Genomic DNA, 17497 nt, shown 5'->3' with positions numbered 1-17497 from the left:
TTTACCCCTTTGCTCTGTCCACGAGGGCGTCGACGAACTCGCGCTCCTCGCGGTGTTTCGTGTCTTCGGCAGGCGGGCTTCCGGCCAGCCTGCGCATGGGTTTGGTGTTGCTGTCGATCAGTTCGCGGATGCCCTTCGCTGCCGCCTCGATCTCCTCGCGGGTGTCCCCGGCCAGGAATGCGACAGCGGAGGCGGGTAGGTCGTGCTCGGCGGCGATGTCGCGTCGCATGCTGTCGCGTGACAGCGCGTCGAGACGGCCCTGTAGTTCGCCGTTGGTCTTCTCCAGCTCTTCTAGGCGGGCTTGCGCCTCCTGGTGGGCTGTCGTGACCTTCTCCAGCTCGGACAGGTTGCCCTTGGCCCGGCTTTCCCATTTGCGGGCCTCGGACTTCCAGTCCGTGCCCTCGGTGTGCTCAGCGGCCTTGTTCTCGACCTCACCCTTGGCGGGTTCGGTGGTTTCGGTGGGCTGAGTTTCGGTCTGATCGGCCATGAGTGTTCTCCTTTGCGGATGTGTTCACCCCCATGCGGGGATGGCGCGCCAATATGGGTGGCGTGCGACCCAAAACCGTGATGGCACGAGAGAGGGTGTCTTCCTCTCTCGCCGGGCCTGTGGCAAGGCCTTTTGTCGCGTGATGGTTCTCCGGGATGCTTACCGGGATGCCTGCGCGCGGGCATGAGAAAACCCCGCAGGATCACCTACGGGGTTTGGGTGGGGTTTACTGTCGGCTCAGCTCCGAACGAGCTTCTTTGCGCGAGCCTCCTTGAGAGTGCGGAGCCCTTCGGCTTTGCGCTTTGCGATCTCTCGCTCACTAAGACCAAAGCGTTTTCGAGCTGCGTCTACCCGCTTAGGATCGGTGACAGGCACCATGATCAGGGGGCTTTCAAGCGCTGTACTCATATAACCATGTTAGGCCATGTCGCACCAGACATGAAGAACGCCATCGACCATCTTGGCGTCCGTAATCGCCATGAGCTTTCCGTGTATGACGAGCGTCTCACGTTGCTTTGGCTTCTCTGATACTTGCTCGATGTATGCCGCAGGTGTACCGCGCGGGACGGTGATATGAACTCTCACGACAGCATCAGGGCTAGTCTTGACGCCGCCAGGGCGCGTCGACAAAGCGACATAGGCGGGCAGGTCAACGATGCGACCTACCTGTGAGATCACTTCATCAAAGGTTGTCGCCTGGAATGCTGCGAGCGTGTCACGCCGGTGAAGCTTGACATCCACAGGAAGCGGATTGCGTGCCAGTGCGACATCAATCCGCTGTACTACTTTCGCGATCTGATCATCCAGTTTGCCTGCGCGTAGCTGTTCTTGGATGATCTTATGCTCACTGGTCGTCCAGCGCCGCAGGGCTTCCAACTCGTCGGCGCTAGCACCGTCAAGACTGTGACGCTTCCAATCCTCGAAGTCCCCATAGTCGTCACCGGCTGCTCGGGCGGTTGGCGGTTTGCGGCCACCTCCGCCCGACCCACCCGTTGCGGTCTTGGGTTTGGTCTCGCTGGTCCTAGAGCTGGCACGGGAGGTTTCCTTCGGCTTCGGGCCTGGTTTCTTCCGTTTGCTGTCGGATACGTGGGAGTCGTGGACGACGCCCTCGCCGAGGCTGCGCATTTTCTTCAGCACGTTGCCAGCGGTGGGCGAGGAGCCTTCATCGGCTAACGCTTCCTGCGCCTTGTCGTACAGGTCTTGGTGGGCGAGGTCGTCATCGGTGGGTTCCCACTCGCCGAGCACCTCGACGGCGGTACAGCCGCAATGGTCGTGGTACTGGGACCCTAGCGGGCGCTTGTGGCGTTTGCGGCGCGACGACCCACCGCCAACGTGCAGCGCGGCATCCTTGCTGCTGTAGTCGTCTCGGGTGGCCAGCATCGCACAGAACGCGCACGGGTTGGCGTCGGTGACTCTGCGCCAGGTGCGGTGGGCAGCAGCAGCCGACGCGGCTACCGTGTCCCGGCCAGCGTTGAGCACTGCACGGTTGAGACCGACCGCATACCGACCGATGACAGTCTCGGCGGCATCGGGGTCGGCCTCCACTGACCGGACCAGCGCGATCGTGCGCGCCAGCGCGGCAGCCTCATCGAACTCGCTCGCCACCACCGCACCAGCGTCGACGCCGTTGAGTTCCCGGAACTCGCCCAGAAACCGGGCCGCCGCCTTGGCTGAGGTGTCATGTCCGGCGCGTTCCAGGGCTATATACAGCCTCATGTACTGGTCGTCGGTCATTTTCCCGGCGCGCCACAGCCGACTTAGCTCCGCCGCATGGGCCGCGTATTGTCCGGCTAGCCGGATTTGGTCACGCTGATACTCGCCAGCCGCCAGCCGTGCTTCAACGCCGAGAGCGGTCACGGCTGAGCCGTCTGACGCGAGATAGCGGTAGCCAGCGATGCCAACGGGTCAGCCGAGGCGGCCCGGTGATCCACAATCGCGTCGATCTGGGCGTCATCCATGCCCAGCATCTCCAATGTCACCCGCGAGTCGGCGGGCAGGATGCCAGCACCGACCAGCTTGGTCACCGCGTCGGCGGTGGCGGCACGGGTCGGGGTGGACGCGTCACGCCACCGTGAGCGCACCGTCTGGTGGAACTGGGCCTCGTCGATGCCAGGATCGAGCGCCTTGGCGGCCAGGTAGCCGACCGTCGACCATCCCAACCCGAAACCGGTTTGGCGGCGCTCGGCACGCTTAACAAGCCTCGACTCCTCAGCCGCCAACGCTTCACCCGAGGGCGGATTGGATGTCAGGAACCCGAAGTACCGTTCAGGGACGGCAGATTCCCCGGACATGAGCTGCGCCAACAGCCTCACTTGGTCCGAGTACGGGGTGGGCGGGTTGACGGGGAACGAGCCAACGTTCGGCGTGTCGCCGTCCTCGTCTTTGTCGACGGCCCACACGCTCGCCATGGACAGCACCCAGCCGGGTTGGGCGAACTCGTCAGCGGACACGCCGGTCACCCACCTCTGCGGGTAGGCGTAGAAGTCGCGGTTGATCGACTGGCCCAGCAGGGTGCGCACAGCCTCATCGGTGTAGCCGCGAATGGAGCGGGTGATCTCGCTTCGACCCGCCTGTCGGGAGGTCCGGCGACGGTTCACCAGCGGCACCAGAGGCACCACGCCTAGCGTGTTCGGCTGCCTATCCACCTCATCCCAGCTGGTGCCGTGACGAGTGGCGGAGATGATCCACTCATCGGTGAGCACCTCGGCCTCGATGACATCGGGGTCACTCGTGGGCTGCTCCACCAGGCCAGCAACGAGACGGGAGCCATCGTTGGACATGACGCCGGTCGCATTCTTGGGCGACTGCGGGGAAATGGAGACATGGCCTGCGCCATCGGCGTTGATAGCCACAAACGACACGCCGAAAATCAGGGCGTCCAGGTGGGCAGCCCCCGACGACACCGCCAGGCGAGACGACGCGAACACCTCCGCTAGCCCATAGTCGTCACCGCCAGCCCAGCCGAGCCAGTCCAGCCGCTCATCCAGGGCGTCCACGGCGATAGACGGCCACGACACGACCGTCTGGACCCGTTGCAGCTCGGGCGGTATCGCCACCCCGAGATGACGCACCCGCGCAGAGCCTTCGTAGTAGCCCTCGATGCGGCACTGCCACGGCCTGAGCCCAGAAAGCCGGGCATGCATACGCTCGGCGAGCGCCATTTCTTCGGCGTTCATACCACGGACACCCTCTTTCTGTGGCTCTTCTTTGTCTTCGGTCGTCTGCGGGTTGTTCGCGCAGCCCAGTAGGCCAGAGATGCGGCCTCCAAGGGCACCTCGCCGCCGTCTTTGGCGCTCGAGCCCCAGCCCCAGCCCCATCCGCGTTGACGTTGCACAGCCCCGCGAACTGACAGTTCGAGCATGTCGCGGCGTGCATCGGTGCGCGGATGAGTGACACCCTCGGCGCGCACACCCTCCAGAAACTGGGTGCAGGCTTCAACGTACTGGCCGGTGTTGGCGACGATGACCCCGCGCGCGGGAACGCCCCGGTCACGTAGCTGCTGTTGCAGCAGCAGCGCCCCCGATCCTGCCGCGACAATCTGGGCCGTGTCAGGCCAGCGCAACGCCAACCAGTCCGCCAGATCGCCCAAACCGTCACCGATGCCGCCAGACAGCGCGTCCACAATCTCGACATGAATCGCCTCGGCGGTCTTACCGGCACCAGCCAGGGCCACCAGGGAGCCGTTACGCGAAAACGACACCCCAAACGATTTGGGGCCAACCAGGGTGGCCACATCGACGGCACCAGCCGCCCACTTGTCAGCCGGGATAGCCGCACGGGTTTTCGCCGAGCGGTCCCACCAGCCCAGGCGCTCACGACAGAACCCCTCGTCAGACATGGATTCGTGCTCGTCGGTGACGGTGGACATGTTGAGCCGGATACCCAGAGCCGGGTTCGTCTGGGCCACCAGCTTGCGCCACTGCCTCATAGCCACATCTGGGGTCATGTCGTCGGCAATCGAGAACTCAGTCCAGGCAATCCGCTTCGGATGTTGCAGGGCCTGGCTTCGTAGCCGCATGAACACCGACCCGTCAGCCAGGGGGCCGGGCGGGGTTCCGGTGAAAATCTGTTGCGGGTCACCCGACGGGGCCGCTGAGATGGTCGGCAGGAGAGCCTCGAGCTGCTCGTCGGTCAGCTCCTGGGCCTCGTCACACACCAAGTCGTCGACGGTGAAGCCACGGCCAGAGCCACGAGAGCGAGCCACAAACTCCACCGACCCCCACCCCTGGCAGCCACACCCGCGCGCGAACGTGGGGCACTCGGGATGATGCAGAATAATGGCCTCTTGGCCGTTGGTGGACCGGACCGTCTTCATCATTCGTGCCAGGTCCGGAAATTGACTCTCATTCTCAAAGAATGAGCGCAGCCGCATGAACGCCTTGCGGGCGGTCTTCAGCTCCTGGGCCGTGTGCAGAATCCGGCGGCCCTGAATCGTCGCCTTGAACAGTTCGATGATCTCCAGGATGGCGTTCTTGCCGTTCTGGCGGGGGACAGCCAGGCCGCACACGCCAGACAGGAGAGCCCCTTTGGTGTTGGTGGCTAGCCAGTCATCGAGGACATACTGCTGCCACAGGTCGGGCTTGAGTCCGTACGCCTCGCCCAGCGTGCCAGCATCGGAACCGGCGGTCACCCGGTAGGCGGGGGCTATGCGGTATCGCGGCAGCTGGTTTCCGACCAGATCAGCCACGACTACGCGCCCTTCTTCCGTTTCCGATACTTGTCCATCATCGCCACAGCCGCAGAATCGCTCGGCGTGACAGCCGGGGTGGCCCCTTGCGCCGTCGAGTACTTGTCGAGCCTGCGCATGAACGACAGCTCATGGGCGCGCAGATTAGGTATCTGGGCATAGTCACCGTCGCTCCACACTCTGGCGTGCAGGATTGCCGCCTCGAGGAGGAAGTTCCAGTCCGCTTCGGTGCACCTAGCTGTGCGAGGGTCACGGCCCCACGCAGCCCACCACTCATAGGTTTTCTGGCCCCACGTCCAGTCCAGGTCTGCGTCATCGGGCAGGGGCGGCTGTGCCATGACGACCTCCTCATGTGGCTATCCTGGGAGCAATGGGCCAGTGCCGTACTCACAGTGAGGTGTCAGTCGGGCCTCAGTCATCCTCCCGGCTGAAAATGTGAGGTATTTCACACAGGGGGGGATTTCACTAAGCCCGGGGACCTCTTTTGGCCTCTCGGCGGGGGTCTTCCCCCTGGATTTATTCGGCTGGTGAGATATTCGGTGGCGGAACCGAGTCTCGGGAACCGAGTTTATTCGGTTGGTGAGATGCGGGTCACCACTCGACGAGATTGGCTCGAGTCTGCCGCGACACCGGCATAAGCGGGCCCTCGCGGTCACCCTTGGAGCGGTTGCAAGTGCGACAGACGGCCTGGCCATTGCTCAGCTCATTGCGGCCACCCCAACGCACGGGGATGATGTGGTCAGCTTCGACCGAGTTGGGTAGCCCATACTCTCCCCAGGCCAGCTCGACTCCACACAGCGGGCAGGTGGTTTGTCCTGCCTGCTGGGCGCGGGCGAGAACCCTGTCACGCCACCGGATGTGGGCCGCTGATGCGGTTCTATTGGTGCGCATGTCAGCCCCCAACGATGGGTGATCGGGTACAGGTGTGCCCTCGGCTGTCATCATAGCATCGCGATATGAGCCTTGTGGTCATGCGGCATCTCTGTCTTCGATGGCCTCGGCTATCGCTGGCCACAGCCGCGCGATCACATCCCAGGGCCGGAACCGTGGCGGGTTGGTGCCGGGCGCGGGCTTGATGTGGCTGCGACGTTTCCACTGGGCAATCCTGTTGCGCGAGATGGGCAGCTGCTCGGCTAGTTCGGCGGCTGTCATGGGTGCCGCGAACCGCCAACGCTTCTCGAGGGCGGCGGGGCCTGGGTACTCGTGGCGCTGGCCCTCGGGCTGGGCTCGGGTGGCGGTGCATGCCAGTACTGGGCCGTCGATCTCGCAGGGGGAGCCGCACGCCGGGCAGGCGATGGCGCGGGGCGGGGTGAGTCCGACGGCGCGAGCGAGGCAGACATAGATGCTGTTGATGGTGTCGTCGACCATGGCCATGTCGGCTGCGTCGAGGAACGCCCGCGAGTCGGCCCACACTCCGGCCAGCCACAGGCATTCGGTGGACCAGCTGAGCTGGGTTGGTTGAGGGTGGGATGCGCGGGTGTCGGTGTCGAGGTCTTCCCAGATGACCCGTGATGCCTCGCTAGCAAGGGTGGTCAGGGCTGCCGGCTCCCATCCGGGGGTGGGCAGGATGTCGAGGCGGGCCACGTCCAGCGGTGGCCTGGCCCCTGGCACTGACCTGGTGGGTGCTGTCTCGCCATCGGGGTTGCGGGTGGAGCCGAGGGCTTCGAGCTCAGCAACGAGGTGGGGCATCTGGGTGAGACGACCGACAGGGTTGGTGGCGGGGATCCATGCGAGGCTGGGGTGGGTCACTGGTCCTCCTGGAGGGCGTCGAGGATGGCGATTTGCTCTCCGACGATGCGGGCGAGTTCGCGGGCCGGGTTGGTGGCGGGCTGGATGTTGATACGGTGCAGTTCCCCATTGATGCGGGCCTCGAGCACGTTTGCTGCGGCATTTCTGCGGGCTGCTGGGATCATTTCTCCGTGGAGTCGGCAGCGTTTTCCGCTGCGGGTTTTTGCGCCACGGCGCCGGGTTTCACGAGCTGGATTGTTTTCCTGCTGGTCCGTGGGATCGCTGACCTTGGCTGGATGTTTGGGTGTGGTCATCGTGTTCTCTTCAGTTTGTCTAGTGTGGGGTTGACTTTATGTTCTAGTGGCTCTAGACTTGCTCTTGTGAAGCGGCGGGAAGTGCTCAAAAAACTTGAGAAGGCGGCCAAGGCTCGGGGTCTGTCATTCACGATGACAGAACTCACGCGTCACACTGGCGTCACTATCGGCACCTCTCGCCACACTCTTGGTCGTCATAGTGAGATCGACGAGAAGACGGCCGGGAAGTTTTTCGACGAGTTTGCCGATGTGCTCGGCGGGAAGGGGTGGTGGCGATGAGTCGCACGTTCACGGTGACGGCCGAGCGTGGCCGGGGGAACTGGTGGGTGCTGGAATGCCCTGAGGTGGGGGCCGTCTCGCAGGTGCGCAGACTGGACCAGGCTGCCGACGAGATGGTTGAGGCAATCTCCTGGCTGGCGGATCTTCCTGCTGACGAGGTGGAGGTGCGCGTTGAGCCGGTGGCACCCGAGGGTTATGCCGAGCATATGGAGGCGTCGAGGAGAGCGGCGGCTCAGGCGGATGCTGCCCGTGCTGTGGCAGCCCGGGAATCGCGTCAAGCGGCGGCGGTTCTGCGTGATGCTGGGTTGACCATGCGTGATGTTGGCTCGCTGATGGGGGTGAGCTATCAGCGAGCGTCTCAGCTTGTGGGGCACTGATTGGTGTCTGTCGGTGTAGTGCTCGGCCTCGAGTCTGCCGATGATGGCGTGGCAGTGGTGGCATGCCCATTGCATGGTTGGGTCTCCTGTGCTGTTTTGTGGTTCTGCGTATCGATCTGTGACGGTTTTGCAGGATTGGGTTGGGTCGATGGTTTCTGGGCTGTCAGAGACTCGATCATCTGGCTGCCGTTTTAAGAGCCTTTTTGAGCTGCTCTCGTCTATGTGCCCGGACTCGGGCTGCGGTCGCGTCTGAGGGGCCCTTCTGTGCGTCTGAGGCATGGTCTAGGGCTGGGGACTGAGTGGCATTGCCGCTGGCGATGTGCTGGCGGGTGGCTTTGAGCCACTGGCAGTAGGCGGCTGGGTCGGTGGGGGCCCCGGAGGTGGGGGTGGCGTCGAGGCGTGCGGTGCGTACGCGACGGACCTCGTTGAGGATCTGGCGGGGGTCGATCCACAGCGGTTTGGTGTCGGTCGACCTGGCGATACGGCGCACGGCAGCCATAGCGTCGGGCATGGCGATGTCGTCGAGGACGAGGTTCCAGGCTTCTGGGGTGAACTCGTCTTGTGCCTGCGCCGGGCAGATAGCCCTGATGGTGCGCAGCAGGTCTGCGGTTTCGTCGAGGGTCATGATGCCTCCTTGATGAGCTCCAGCAGCGGGTTGATGCCTGTGGCGGCGCGCTGTTTGGCTCGGGCGTACTGGGCGTCGATTTCTTGCTGGCGGCGAGACAGGTGGTCTGGGTTGTCCTGGTTCATCTCTTCGGCGCGGGCAAGCCAGTTCTGCCAGGTGCGGTTCCAGTCGGTCTTGCGGCCTCTGGCCCCTGGCAGGGCGATCCAGTAGTTGCGGAACTTCGTCAGTTCACGCTCGAGCCATTGCTGGCTGTGGCCGGATTCGGCTCTCTCGTTTCCTGGGGTGCGTGCGGGGAACCAGCCGTCGGGCAGCCGTGACCCGCGAGCCGTGTCGCGCTTCGGTTCCGCTGTCGCGGGGGCGGTCGGAGCGGCAGCGACGACATCGGGCAGATGAGGCTCGTCGGAGTTGTCACCCCCCTGCACCCCCGAACGAAGTGAGGGGGTTATATATCTGTTCATCTGTTCATCTGGGGCACAGGAAACCGACCCGGAAACGGTACTGGAAACGGTACTGGAATCGGTACAGGAAACTGCCCCGGAACCGGGGACCTTTCCGGGGCGGTTTGCGGTCCCGCCCCTAGTCGCAGGCTTTTTGCGCCGACGATCGTTGGCTCTGTCCCGCTCGATATCCGCCACAGATCGGTTCCATCTCAGCCATGCAGAGATGAGCCATCCGCTGTCGACGCGCTCGATGAGCCCCACATTTGCGAGACGTTCCGGAATTTTTCCTGTACCACTTCCAGTACCGTTTCCAGTACCACTTCCGGTAGGCGTAAGCCGTCGGACGACCGCATCGGGGACGACTCCCTCGGTCTCCGGCTGCCCGGACGCGAAGGCAAGCATCCTGACGAACAGCAGCTCGGCATCCTCACCGGCCTCGACGATCTTGGGGTCGTCGTAAAAATGAGTAGCTAATGGGACATAGGTCCCCGGGCGCTTGATCCTCATGACAGCTCCTCCAGGGTGATAGTGACGGTGTGGTGGCCCCGTGGTGGGGCTTCGGTGGCGCGGCGCATGTCGGGGCCGATGACGTGCTCCGAATCGTCGTCGGGCCACACGCTGGCATCGGTCATGCCGTCTAGCAGCGCCTTGATGGTGGGGTATGCGTTGGCGGGGTCGGCGCGCCCACCCCGGTAGCCGATAGTGGCGGTGACGTGGACGGGTCCGTGGGCGTGGATGTTGTGGCGGCGGCATTGGGTGGCCGCCATGGCCCGCAAGACTCGCGTCCTGCGGGCTCGATCGGCCCAGTGGTAGCGCCCATTCGAGGTCATCCACGCGGAGCTGGGTACCTGCACGGTGAATTGCTTCATGCTGCTCTTCTCCCCGCGACGGAGCCGGCGATAGTGCGGATGTGGCGAGGTGCCAGGTCTGGTGGCGTGGGCGGGTTGTCCGGCCTGATCTGGTGGGGGTCGATGAGCATGTCGATCAGATCTGCGGCGTCGTGGTCACGCAGCAGCTGCTCGCACGCCCCGGCCTGCGCCTGGGTGATGCCGGTGCTGGTGTCTTCGAGATAGGTTGCGGTTTTGTCGTGCATGTCAGAATGGGGCCGCGTCAGTCTGCTGGGTCCACGGGTCGGCCTGCTGTTGGGCGGCCTGTGGGGGCTTGCCGTTGTCTTGCTGGTTTCCGCTCTGCTGGGGCCATCCGCCGGGCTGACGTCCGCCTGGCTGGCTGCGGGTCACCTTCGCTGTGGCGTACCTCAGCGACGGGCCAATCTCGTTGACGTCGATCTCGTAGGAAGTGCGACGGTTGCCGTCGCGGTCCTGCCAGGAGCGGGCTTTGAGATTGCCCTGAACGATGACGTGCATTCCCTTGGAGAGGGACTCGGCGACGTTCTCGGCGACCTGGTTCCACACCGAGCATGCAAGGAATAAGGCTTCGCCGTTTACCCATTCGTTGCGCTGCTTATCAAACTTGCGCGGGGTAGACGCAACGGTGAAGTTCGCTACCGGGGTGCCGTTGTTTGTGAATCTCAATTCAGGATCGGCGGTCAAGTTGCCAATTACCGTGATGGGTGTTTCTCCGTTCATGGGGTCTTCTCCAAAGTTCTAGTAGCGTCTTTTTTCAGTGATTCGTGGATACGGCGTACGTGAGGGATTGCTGCTACGTCGGCGGCGCTCCAGCCAGTGGCCTCGCTGATGAGCCGCCAGCTCCAGCCATGGGATCGCAGGTAGGCCACCTGGTCGAGGTCGACTGGCTCGACGTCATCTCCTGCGGTCTCCGAGGTGACGATTCGCAGATGGTGGGGGCTGACGCACTGCGGTGTCGTGCAGGTGCGCTCCAGCTTTCCGGTGGGGGTGACCCAATCGTGGGAGGCGGCGTAGGCGACGCGGGAGGCGTGGAGGTACATGCCGCCGTCGGTGCTGTGCACCCAGATCTGTCGCCGTGTGGCGGTGGCGCACCCCTGCGGCGTCCACTGGAGGCTCTGCGCCAGGGCTTTCTCTGCCCAGGTGGGGTCGAGGCTGACCGATCTGCCGGCGCCGTTCACTGCTGCACCTCGCCAGTGGCCTCGTCGACAACCTCGGCGTCGACGGGCTGGCTAGGCTCATCCTGGGAGGCGGCGAGAATGGCTGAGGCGGTGGTGTCGAGCTCGTCTTGGGTGAGTCCTCCTAGGGTGGACACCTCCTTGCCGAGTGTCGAGGAGGCGATATCGAGGACCTGCTGCTGGGTGGCACCGGTGGCCTTCATCGCGGCGAGGATGCCGCTCCAGTCGGGTCGGTCGTCATGGCGGCGCTCGGAGACGGCGACACCAGCTGGGCGTACGGGCTCGGTGAAGTCGGCCACCTCGTCGGGGGTGTATCCCACACCTCCCATGACCTCATAGCAGGCTTCGCGCACACACTCGGACAACGCCCGATTGCGCAGCATAAGCTCAGGATTCTTGGACCAGTGGCCTTTGCCCCAGTATCCGTGCTGCTCGGCCTTTTTACGATCCCATTCGGCGACATGCTCGAAATCCGGGTCGTCGGCTCTGATGATGACACAGCGCGCCACGCCATTCTCAAATGATTCGCGCAAAAGATGTCCGGCTTTGCGGACTCTGGTGCGCATGAATTTGGCGCTAAAAGATGGCTTGCCGCTGATAATCGCCATCTCTTGCATAATGGTCCACGGGGACTCGTCGAGAGTGCGAGCCTCCTCCATAGCGATCAGGACGTTGGCGGGCTGGCGCTGGAATGCGGGTGGAAGAATAGTGGATGCCGATAGCGCTCTCGCATACTCCATTTGCTCGCCCAGGGATGCTACCTGCGGCTGTGCGGCGTGCTCGTAATGCTCGATATCGGTTCTCATGATGTGCCTTTCAGTTGAGGGTGATGTAGGGGTTTCCGGGCTGCCCGTCGCGGCCCTTGCGGGCTCGGCGGGTGGCTAGCGTGGTGCCGTCTGGGGCTAGTGCGGTGCGGGCGTCGCCCATCGCTGCGGCGAGGATGGCCTTGGCGTTGTCTTCGAGCTCGCGGGCCTCGGCTGTGGCCTCCCTGGCGGCGGCGTGCAGCTGTGCCGCCTGGCCGATGGCGCGCAGATCACCGGGGTCGGTGATTGTGACCTGCTCGTCGGTGATGCTGGGGTGCCTCAGGCGCTGGACTGCATACTGTGCCGCTGGGGTGGTGTCCGTATCGGGTGGCTCAATGCCTAGCTCGAGCATGGCGATGAATGATTGGGCCTCACTTCTGGCGTAGCCCAGCCATTCGTCATCCCGCTCGACGTGGAAGCAGCGGAACCCCCACGTAGAGAGCACGGCGAAATCGGCCCATTCGACGCCGAAAACGTCCATGTACCACTGCGCCTGTGCCCAATAATGCGCAGGCGGGCTATCGGTGCCGTCGCGTCCCCACTGGCTCGCGTTGTTGGGCGTGTACTTGATTTCCAGGACGCCTACCGGATGCCGCTCCGAGTGCGGGTTGTCGACGATGAGCCGGTCAGGGTTGGCCAACTGCCAATCCCGATCCTGGTGCACCCACGTGCCGCTGTTGCGCAGATGTAGCCCCCCAGGAAGGTGATGGTCGGCGTACCATTGCGCGGCTGCTGGCTCCACATAGTGCCCGGCCTCCAACAGCGCCGACGGCGACTGCCCATCCTCGAGGCCGCGCTTGTCGTGCCACAGCTGCCACCGTGACTGCCACGGCGACAGCCCCATGACGGCGGCAATGTCTGAGCCTCCGATGCGGCTCTTGCGAGCCTCTAGCCATTCGGGCGACCCGTCTGGCCATGATCCGAGGGCTACTGCTGTTCCTGAGCGTCTCATCGTCGGGCCCCCATGAGGATTCCGCTACCGCCACAGGTGCGGCAGAACCCGACGTGCTTGGCCTCGCCCGAGCCGTTGCAGTCCGGGCAGGGGTGCTCCTCGATGTCGGCTGCCCGGTTGACCCAGGCCAGGAACTCTCGCTCGGCCCGAAGGGATTCTTGTCTGGCCCTCGTCATTCCGCGCACCCCTCATACTCTCCGGCCTCTATCGGGTCAGCCTCTGTGTCGTGGGCGGTGAGGAGTTCTTCTATTTCAAGGGAAGCCTTCGTGGCGAAAATAGCCGGCACCCTGACGCGATTCCAGTACAGGTTCGCGTCGCCCTCTTCAATGGCCGACAAGGCATCTACTGCAATGTTGAGGTGTGATAATGCATCCCGCATGAGCTTCATTTCTACGCTGGTTGTGTCATTCATGCCGTTTCTCTCTTCGCGCTTGAATCGTCGACCGCCTTTGCTGAGTCGGCTTTGATTACTAATGTTTTGAATATGTCAAATAGGGCCACCTCCGAGGTTTTAAGGCCGAGCCGTAACGATGCGATTGCGGCTTGGTGCGCTTCGGCTTCGTTGGGGTCAATTTCTTCGAGGTCGTCAGGGCCAATCTCTGCGAGATATTCGAGTACCCACATGAGCTTCACCCATGCCTGATCTAGGCAGACAATGGCGCGGGGTTCATTCGCACTCATGCTGTTCCTTCTGCTTTAATGCCGAGTTCGGCGAGCACGATTTTTCGCCCGCTCGGGTCGTTGTCGTCGAGAGGTCTAGGGGTCACGCCGTTGTTGGGTTGAATGCCGTCAAGGGCGATTGAGAGATCAAATAGCCACATGTCAATGACATTGACAGGAATCCCCGAACCAAGCTTTTTCAGCACGACAGCCATTGGTGGCGGATAATCATCCGGCGGGCCAAACACGTGCAACGAGTGATCCCAATGGTTCGTCATCATCTGGCTGCCTGACGCCACGCCATTCTTGGGAGGCACCCCGTAGTCGATCTGCCAGCAGTCCAGACAAAACACAGGGTTGATACTCATGATCGTGCCTCCGGTTCGATGCCGGTGCCGTGGCAGTGCGGGCAGGAGCCGGGCTTGCTATCGGTGGCCCCGTCGCAGTGAGTGCACCAGTCGGCGGACTTGTCGGCATCGTCGCGCAGCTTCGCGCCAACGATGACGGCGACCATCGCCATGACGAGAACCAAAGCCCTCCCGTCGGCGGCGACAATGAGGGCGATCATGACAGCCTCCTGGTGACCGTGTGCTCGCGCAGGAACGCCGCGATTGCCGACTGCGAGATGCGGTAGCGGGCCTGGCCTTGGGGGCCAGTCGTCATGATGTGGGTGATCTGGCGTGATGAGCACAGCTCGCGGACAGCGCGAGGGCTCATGTGCAGCTGAGCCGCAGCCTGGCGTGGAGTGAGCAAGGTGTCAGTCATGCCGCTGCCTCCTCGTCGCTTGAGAGGAGATAGTCCAGGTCGTCGGTGCCGCCGAGGATGCGGTGCAGGACCGACAGGCCTTTGGTGGTGATGCGGATCGTCGGCGCCGGAACCTCCAGCTCCCCAGTGCGATGATTGAGGAATGGCCCTGACAGCTTGTGGGCGAGCCTGCCGTTCTCGATCTGGGTTTGGTAGGCGTGCCACTGGTTGCGGTCCCCGGCGCGGTATATCCACCCGGCATCGGCCATCGACGAGAACAGCCGGTTACGCCCGGTGGAGATGGCCGCGTCGCGTGACAGGACCTTGGCGGCATGGTCAACCGACATGTCGCCGTGACAGGCGGCCATAGTCGTCCAGGCTCGGGCTGCCGGTTCGAGTTCGCGCGCTCTCATCTCCGCGACCTCGCGGGCGTCCTCGGCGTCGATGATCATGCGGGCCAGGTCGCGGCGCGACAGCTCGGCGACAGTGGCAGAGCTTGTCTCGGCCTGCCGAGTGCGCACAGCAAAGTAGGCCTGCGCCGCGGCAACCTCGGGCTTGTTGGGGTCGCCGTTCATGGCGACGAGGTAGCAGGCGAACCTAGTCAAGCGATAATCGAACTGACTGGGTCCTCGGCCTCCAGAAACTTTACGGGATCCCGTAAAGTTATTTTCGACGTTGACTCCCTGTGCCTCGGCGGACTTCATGGCTCGATTCAGAGGCACTTCGAATGCTTGCCACTTTGTGTAGCCCATGAGTGGCATAAGGTCGCGGGCTGACCAGTACTCGCCGCGCTCATCGGTGCGCTTGATCTGGTCGAAGGGCGAGTGGGTGTACTGGTCCCGTGAAACGTGCTCGGGTAACATGAAATGTGTCCTTTCTGGACGGTTAGCCTCGGGGCTGACGAGAGAATTGGGGCATGGGATGGATGAGTGACCCGCAGTGGTGGTCGGCTATCGCTGCGGTGGTGTCGATCGTGTTCGCGGCGTTATCGCTATGGGGGGCTCGACGCTCCGGCCAGCACGAGAAACAGGCCAGCGAGGCACTGGGGGAGATCGCCCGGCAGGGGCGACGCCCTGCGTTAGTCCTCCACCACGTCGAAGGGAAGGCGTGGGCGGTGGAGAACACACTTGATGAGCCGGTGACGGTGACCGGCGTTGCCAATTGCCAGGACTGGGCTTCCGTGGAATGGCACAAGGGGCTGCCGGTCACGATTGACCCCCACCAGTTCGCGGGGTTCCTCCCGATCGGTCACTGGGGTGGTGATTCGACTCAGATCGTCCTTGAGACTGATCACGGTCGGATTGCCTTGCTGATGCAAAGGTCTTGAATGCGCCAATCCCCGAGACGACAGCCCCGGCGATGGCGACGGCGGCGAAGAACCAACTGATCATGCTGCGCTTCTTTCTGTGTGGGTGGGTGATGGATGATGTGGTCATGCACTGGTGGGATGGAGTCGTTCTGACCGTCACGTGCCTGTCGTTCCTCGGGCTGTGCTGGCAACTGATCGACTCGTGGTGGCGCAGGCCACCCAGCGGGAGCTCCGTCGCTCGGTCGCCACTGTCCGATGGGAGGTGGGCGATCACGTTCGCCCCTCTCGGTGCAGCCGTGATGTACGACCCTCAGGTGCGGTGCATCGACTGCTACGTCGAGGACTGGGGCCGCCATCGCCAGGAACTGGACCCCGGTCTGAACGTCCTTGACGGGAACGGTCGAGTGGAGTTCGTCGTGGTGGTCGCACAACCAGAGCGGCCCGAGCTGGCCACGGTCGAAATATCGTGGGTCTCAGGTACAGATCGACGACGCAGTCGGAGCCTGGTGCGCTACCGTCCCGCAACCGGGCAGAAGCTCGAATGGCGTCGATACCGATTTCCGCGAGTGCATAGCGCGCCTGGACGCTGGGTCGAGCGCAGAACAACTGACGCAGACGCGGGTTGAACCTCGTACGGGTGGGTGTGGTGGTCATGCGGCTGCCCTCGCGTGCTTTCCACGCTGCGAGCTTGGATGGGCAGGCGCGTAAGAGTCCCCGCCGTAGGCGAAGGCGTCCTCCACGTCGATGTCGAGCTTGCGGCAGATGGTCAACGCGAGCGCTTCGGAGCAGGTTCGCGTGGTCCCGGTTTCGATCATGGAGATGAACTGCTGAGTGCATCCCGTGATGGCTGCCAGGTCGGTCTGTGACAGTGACCTACGTCGTCTCGCGCGGCCGACAGCACCGGGGTTGGTGATCCTCATCCATGAGCCTCCCTTCCGTCTGTGTGTGGATCTCATCGTGCACGCTCTCGGCTTGGAATACAAGTACCTCATGTGCAAAAACCGTACGGGTTGTCGCTTGTACAAGCAAGCGAAAAGCGTGTATTCCCTAGTCGCGTCGCGTGTCGTCGGCTGTATAGGTATCAGATGCTTGTACAACCGATATGCTTGTGTGGTGTACCTCTGACACAAGGCGGCGATTATGGATTCCGTGACCACGCCACTCCAGCAGCTCATCGCTGACCGGCAGCGCGATCTGGGGATGTCATCCCTCATCGCGACGTACCGGGCTGCTCATCTGCCGGACGGCTCGATCACGTACGAGACGCTCAGGCGTATCGCTAGCGGCAAGCAGCGTGCAATCCGCGAGGACCGCACCTATGTCGACTTGGCTGCCATCCTCCGTGTGTCCGTCGACGATGTGAAGTCGGCGGAGGCCGGATACACCCCCGTGGGTGGATGGAAGCGCTACGAGAGCCTCACGGATCGCGAGAAGCAGGCAGTCGAGGCGGTAATGGACGCCATCCTCGCTGCCCATGATGAAGGAGGTAACAGTGATGACCGGCAGTCTGAGGCTCAGAAGAGCCCGCTAGAGGCGTCGGGGAGCGAGGAAGCCACCCTCGCCGCCGACAACCCCGGCATTCCGACCGACCGCGAGCGCATGGAAGCAGAGTGGGGCGATGAACCCGCCTAACCCGTGGGCATGGCTGCGCTCGCGGCCATGCATCGACCTCGTGTGGGGTGGGCTGCCAGCCGGATGGCGTGGAGCCACGGACGGGCGCACCATCTGGATAGCCGAGGGGCTCACTCAGCGGGAGCGACGATCCACCCTCGCGCACGAGATCACACACATCGAGCTAGGGCTCCTCGGGCCACAGCCACCCGTCTGTGAGGAGCGCGTCAGGGTCGCCACGGCACGGTGGCTGCTGCCAGACATCGAGGACGTGGTACACGTCCTCGCCGACTCGACACCGCAGGATGCAGCGGTTGATCTGTGGGTCACGGACGACATGCTGCAGACCAGACTGGCTCACTTGACCGATGATGAGCGTGACCACATGAGACGGCACGTCTGTGCGGCTGCATGAAAAGGGGAATCGATGATGTCGACTG

Annotated in this window: 29 protein-coding genes; 5 read left to right on the top strand and 24 right to left on the bottom strand. The window is 63.4% G+C overall.

From position 1 onward, the window contains the following. Window position 1: 1 nt before the first annotated feature. From ACP8ML_RS08445 to ACP8ML_RS08410, 8 genes are all read right to left on the bottom strand, one after another. Entirely contained in the window at window positions 2–487 is a 486-nt protein-coding gene (locus tag ACP8ML_RS08445; protein ID WP_117188643.1) for a capsid assembly scaffolding protein Gp46 family protein, read from the bottom strand. 417 nt (window positions 488–904) lie between these two features. Next, entirely contained in the window at window positions 905–2344 is a 1440-nt protein-coding gene (locus ACP8ML_RS08440) for a VG15 protein (protein WP_117188645.1), read from the bottom strand. Continuing rightward, on the bottom strand, window positions 2341–3663 hold the full coding sequence (locus ACP8ML_RS08435) for a phage portal protein (RefSeq protein ID WP_117188647.1): 1323 nt from the start codon (window positions 3661–3663) through the stop codon (window positions 2341–2343). The genes ACP8ML_RS08440 and ACP8ML_RS08435 overlap by 4 nt, the downstream gene beginning before the upstream one ends. Continuing rightward, a complete protein-coding gene (locus tag ACP8ML_RS08430) occupies window positions 3660–5174 on the bottom strand; it encodes a P-loop NTPase family protein (protein WP_117188649.1) in 1515 nt (504 codons plus the stop codon). Before ACP8ML_RS08430 ends, ACP8ML_RS08435 begins: the two co-directional genes overlap by 4 nt. 2 nt (window positions 5175–5176) lie before the next feature. Beyond that, window positions 5177–5512, bottom strand: coding sequence for a hypothetical protein (locus ACP8ML_RS08425; RefSeq protein WP_117188651.1), 336 nt, complete (start codon window positions 5510–5512; stop codon window positions 5177–5179). A 253-nt stretch (window positions 5513–5765) separates the two neighbouring features. Further along, complete coding sequence (locus ACP8ML_RS08420; protein WP_117188724.1) at window positions 5766–6065, bottom strand: HNH endonuclease; 300 nt, start codon at window positions 6063–6065, stop codon at window positions 5766–5768. A 78-nt stretch (window positions 6066–6143) separates the two neighbouring features. Next, a complete protein-coding gene (locus tag ACP8ML_RS08415) occupies window positions 6144–6923 on the bottom strand; it encodes a hypothetical protein (protein ID WP_117188654.1) in 780 nt (259 codons plus the stop codon). Further along, a complete protein-coding gene (locus ACP8ML_RS08410) occupies window positions 6920–7216 on the bottom strand; it encodes a hypothetical protein (protein ID WP_138774605.1) in 297 nt (98 codons plus the stop codon). The genes ACP8ML_RS08415 and ACP8ML_RS08410 overlap by 4 nt, the downstream gene beginning before the upstream one ends. A gap of 66 nt (window positions 7217–7282) precedes the next feature. On the opposite strand from ACP8ML_RS08410, the gene ACP8ML_RS08405 reads away from it, so the two are divergent. Beyond that, window positions 7283–7495, top strand: coding sequence for a ribonuclease PH (locus tag ACP8ML_RS08405; RefSeq protein WP_212750680.1), 213 nt, complete (start codon window positions 7283–7285; stop codon window positions 7493–7495). Beyond that, entirely contained in the window at window positions 7492–7872 is a 381-nt protein-coding gene (locus ACP8ML_RS08400) for a hypothetical protein (RefSeq protein ID WP_138774606.1), read from the top strand. Before ACP8ML_RS08405 ends, ACP8ML_RS08400 begins: the two co-directional genes overlap by 4 nt. A gap of 175 nt (window positions 7873–8047) precedes the next feature. Here ACP8ML_RS08400 and ACP8ML_RS08395 read toward each other — a convergent pair whose 3' ends face one another. The 15 genes from ACP8ML_RS08395 to ACP8ML_RS08325 are packed head-to-tail and all read right to left on the bottom strand — an operon-like array spanning window position 8048 to window position 15000. Next, the gene (locus ACP8ML_RS08395) at window positions 8048–8497 is read right to left on the bottom strand and encodes a hypothetical protein (RefSeq protein WP_117188657.1); all 450 of its coding nucleotides are present in this window, start codon (window positions 8495–8497) and stop codon (window positions 8048–8050) included. After that, complete coding sequence (locus tag ACP8ML_RS08390) at window positions 8494–9444, bottom strand: hypothetical protein (protein WP_486702911.1); 951 nt, start codon at window positions 9442–9444, stop codon at window positions 8494–8496. Before ACP8ML_RS08390 ends, ACP8ML_RS08395 begins: the two co-directional genes overlap by 4 nt. Next, window positions 9441–9806 carry a RusA family crossover junction endodeoxyribonuclease gene (locus tag ACP8ML_RS08385; RefSeq protein WP_117188661.1) on the bottom strand — a complete coding sequence of 122 codons (366 nt, stop codon included), beginning with the start codon at window positions 9804–9806 and terminating at the stop codon, window positions 9441–9443. The genes ACP8ML_RS08390 and ACP8ML_RS08385 overlap by 4 nt, the downstream gene beginning before the upstream one ends. Further along, on the bottom strand, window positions 9803–10030 hold the full coding sequence (locus ACP8ML_RS08380) for a hypothetical protein (RefSeq protein ID WP_117188663.1): 228 nt from the start codon (window positions 10028–10030) through the stop codon (window positions 9803–9805). The genes ACP8ML_RS08385 and ACP8ML_RS08380 overlap by 4 nt, the downstream gene beginning before the upstream one ends. Before the next feature lies 1 nt (window position 10031). Next, window positions 10032–10523, bottom strand: coding sequence for a single-stranded DNA-binding protein (locus ACP8ML_RS08375; protein ID WP_117188665.1), 492 nt, complete (start codon window positions 10521–10523; stop codon window positions 10032–10034). After that, entirely contained in the window at window positions 10520–10981 is a 462-nt protein-coding gene (locus ACP8ML_RS08370) for a hypothetical protein (protein WP_117188667.1), read from the bottom strand. Before ACP8ML_RS08370 ends, ACP8ML_RS08375 begins: the two co-directional genes overlap by 4 nt. Further along, entirely contained in the window at window positions 10978–11784 is an 807-nt protein-coding gene (locus ACP8ML_RS08365) for a recombinase family protein (protein ID WP_117188668.1), read from the bottom strand. The genes ACP8ML_RS08370 and ACP8ML_RS08365 overlap by 4 nt, the downstream gene beginning before the upstream one ends. A 10-nt stretch (window positions 11785–11794) precedes the next feature. Then, entirely contained in the window at window positions 11795–12733 is a 939-nt protein-coding gene (locus tag ACP8ML_RS08360; protein ID WP_117188670.1) for a YqaJ viral recombinase family nuclease, read from the bottom strand. Continuing rightward, a complete protein-coding gene (locus ACP8ML_RS08355) occupies window positions 12730–12909 on the bottom strand; it encodes a hypothetical protein (RefSeq protein ID WP_117188672.1) in 180 nt (59 codons plus the stop codon). Before ACP8ML_RS08355 ends, ACP8ML_RS08360 begins: the two co-directional genes overlap by 4 nt. Continuing rightward, on the bottom strand, window positions 12906–13145 hold the full coding sequence (locus tag ACP8ML_RS08350) for a hypothetical protein (protein ID WP_138774608.1): 240 nt from the start codon (window positions 13143–13145) through the stop codon (window positions 12906–12908). Before ACP8ML_RS08350 ends, ACP8ML_RS08355 begins: the two co-directional genes overlap by 4 nt. Beyond that, window positions 13142–13414 (bottom strand): hypothetical protein, encoded by a 273-nt coding sequence (locus ACP8ML_RS08345; protein WP_117188676.1) that lies wholly within the window; start codon window positions 13412–13414, stop codon window positions 13142–13144. The genes ACP8ML_RS08350 and ACP8ML_RS08345 overlap by 4 nt, the downstream gene beginning before the upstream one ends. Continuing rightward, entirely contained in the window at window positions 13411–13761 is a 351-nt protein-coding gene (locus ACP8ML_RS08340) for a hypothetical protein (protein ID WP_117188678.1), read from the bottom strand. The genes ACP8ML_RS08345 and ACP8ML_RS08340 overlap by 4 nt, the downstream gene beginning before the upstream one ends. Beyond that, entirely contained in the window at window positions 13758–13961 is a 204-nt protein-coding gene (locus ACP8ML_RS08335) for a hypothetical protein (RefSeq protein ID WP_117188680.1), read from the bottom strand. The genes ACP8ML_RS08340 and ACP8ML_RS08335 overlap by 4 nt, the downstream gene beginning before the upstream one ends. Beyond that, window positions 13958–14158 (bottom strand): helix-turn-helix domain-containing protein, encoded by a 201-nt coding sequence (locus tag ACP8ML_RS08330; RefSeq protein WP_117188682.1) that lies wholly within the window; start codon window positions 14156–14158, stop codon window positions 13958–13960. Before ACP8ML_RS08330 ends, ACP8ML_RS08335 begins: the two co-directional genes overlap by 4 nt. Beyond that, window positions 14155–15000: a phage antirepressor KilAC domain-containing protein gene (locus tag ACP8ML_RS08325; RefSeq protein ID WP_249361188.1), complete on the bottom strand. Its 846-nt coding sequence runs from the start codon at window positions 14998–15000 to the stop codon at window positions 14155–14157. The genes ACP8ML_RS08330 and ACP8ML_RS08325 overlap by 4 nt, the downstream gene beginning before the upstream one ends. 53 nt (window positions 15001–15053) lie before the next feature. On the opposite strand from ACP8ML_RS08325, the gene ACP8ML_RS08320 reads away from it, so the two are divergent. Beyond that, window positions 15054–15464, top strand: coding sequence for a hypothetical protein (locus tag ACP8ML_RS08320; protein ID WP_117188684.1), 411 nt, complete (start codon window positions 15054–15056; stop codon window positions 15462–15464). Between the two features lie 632 nt (window positions 15465–16096). On the opposite strand, the gene ACP8ML_RS08315 is transcribed toward ACP8ML_RS08320, so the two are convergent. After that, window positions 16097–16366, bottom strand: coding sequence for a helix-turn-helix transcriptional regulator (locus tag ACP8ML_RS08315; protein WP_171048541.1), 270 nt, complete (start codon window positions 16364–16366; stop codon window positions 16097–16099). 229 nt (window positions 16367–16595) lie between these two features. Here ACP8ML_RS08315 and ACP8ML_RS08310 point away from each other — a divergent pair, with 229 nt between their 5' ends. Beyond that, a complete protein-coding gene (locus ACP8ML_RS08310) occupies window positions 16596–17078 on the top strand; it encodes a hypothetical protein (RefSeq protein ID WP_171048542.1) in 483 nt (160 codons plus the stop codon). Continuing rightward, the gene (locus ACP8ML_RS08305; RefSeq protein ID WP_117188687.1) at window positions 17065–17472 is read left to right on the top strand and encodes a M78 family metallopeptidase domain-containing protein; all 408 of its coding nucleotides are present in this window, start codon (window positions 17065–17067) and stop codon (window positions 17470–17472) included. Before ACP8ML_RS08310 ends, ACP8ML_RS08305 begins: the two co-directional genes overlap by 14 nt. The last annotated feature ends 25 nt before the right edge of the window (window positions 17473–17497 follow it).

The sequence above is a fragment of the Cutibacterium sp. LaCa_255 genome (genome assembly GCF_057458005.1).
Note: the sequence above shows the minus strand (reverse complement) of the source record. Positions and strands in the feature narration are given on the sequence as shown.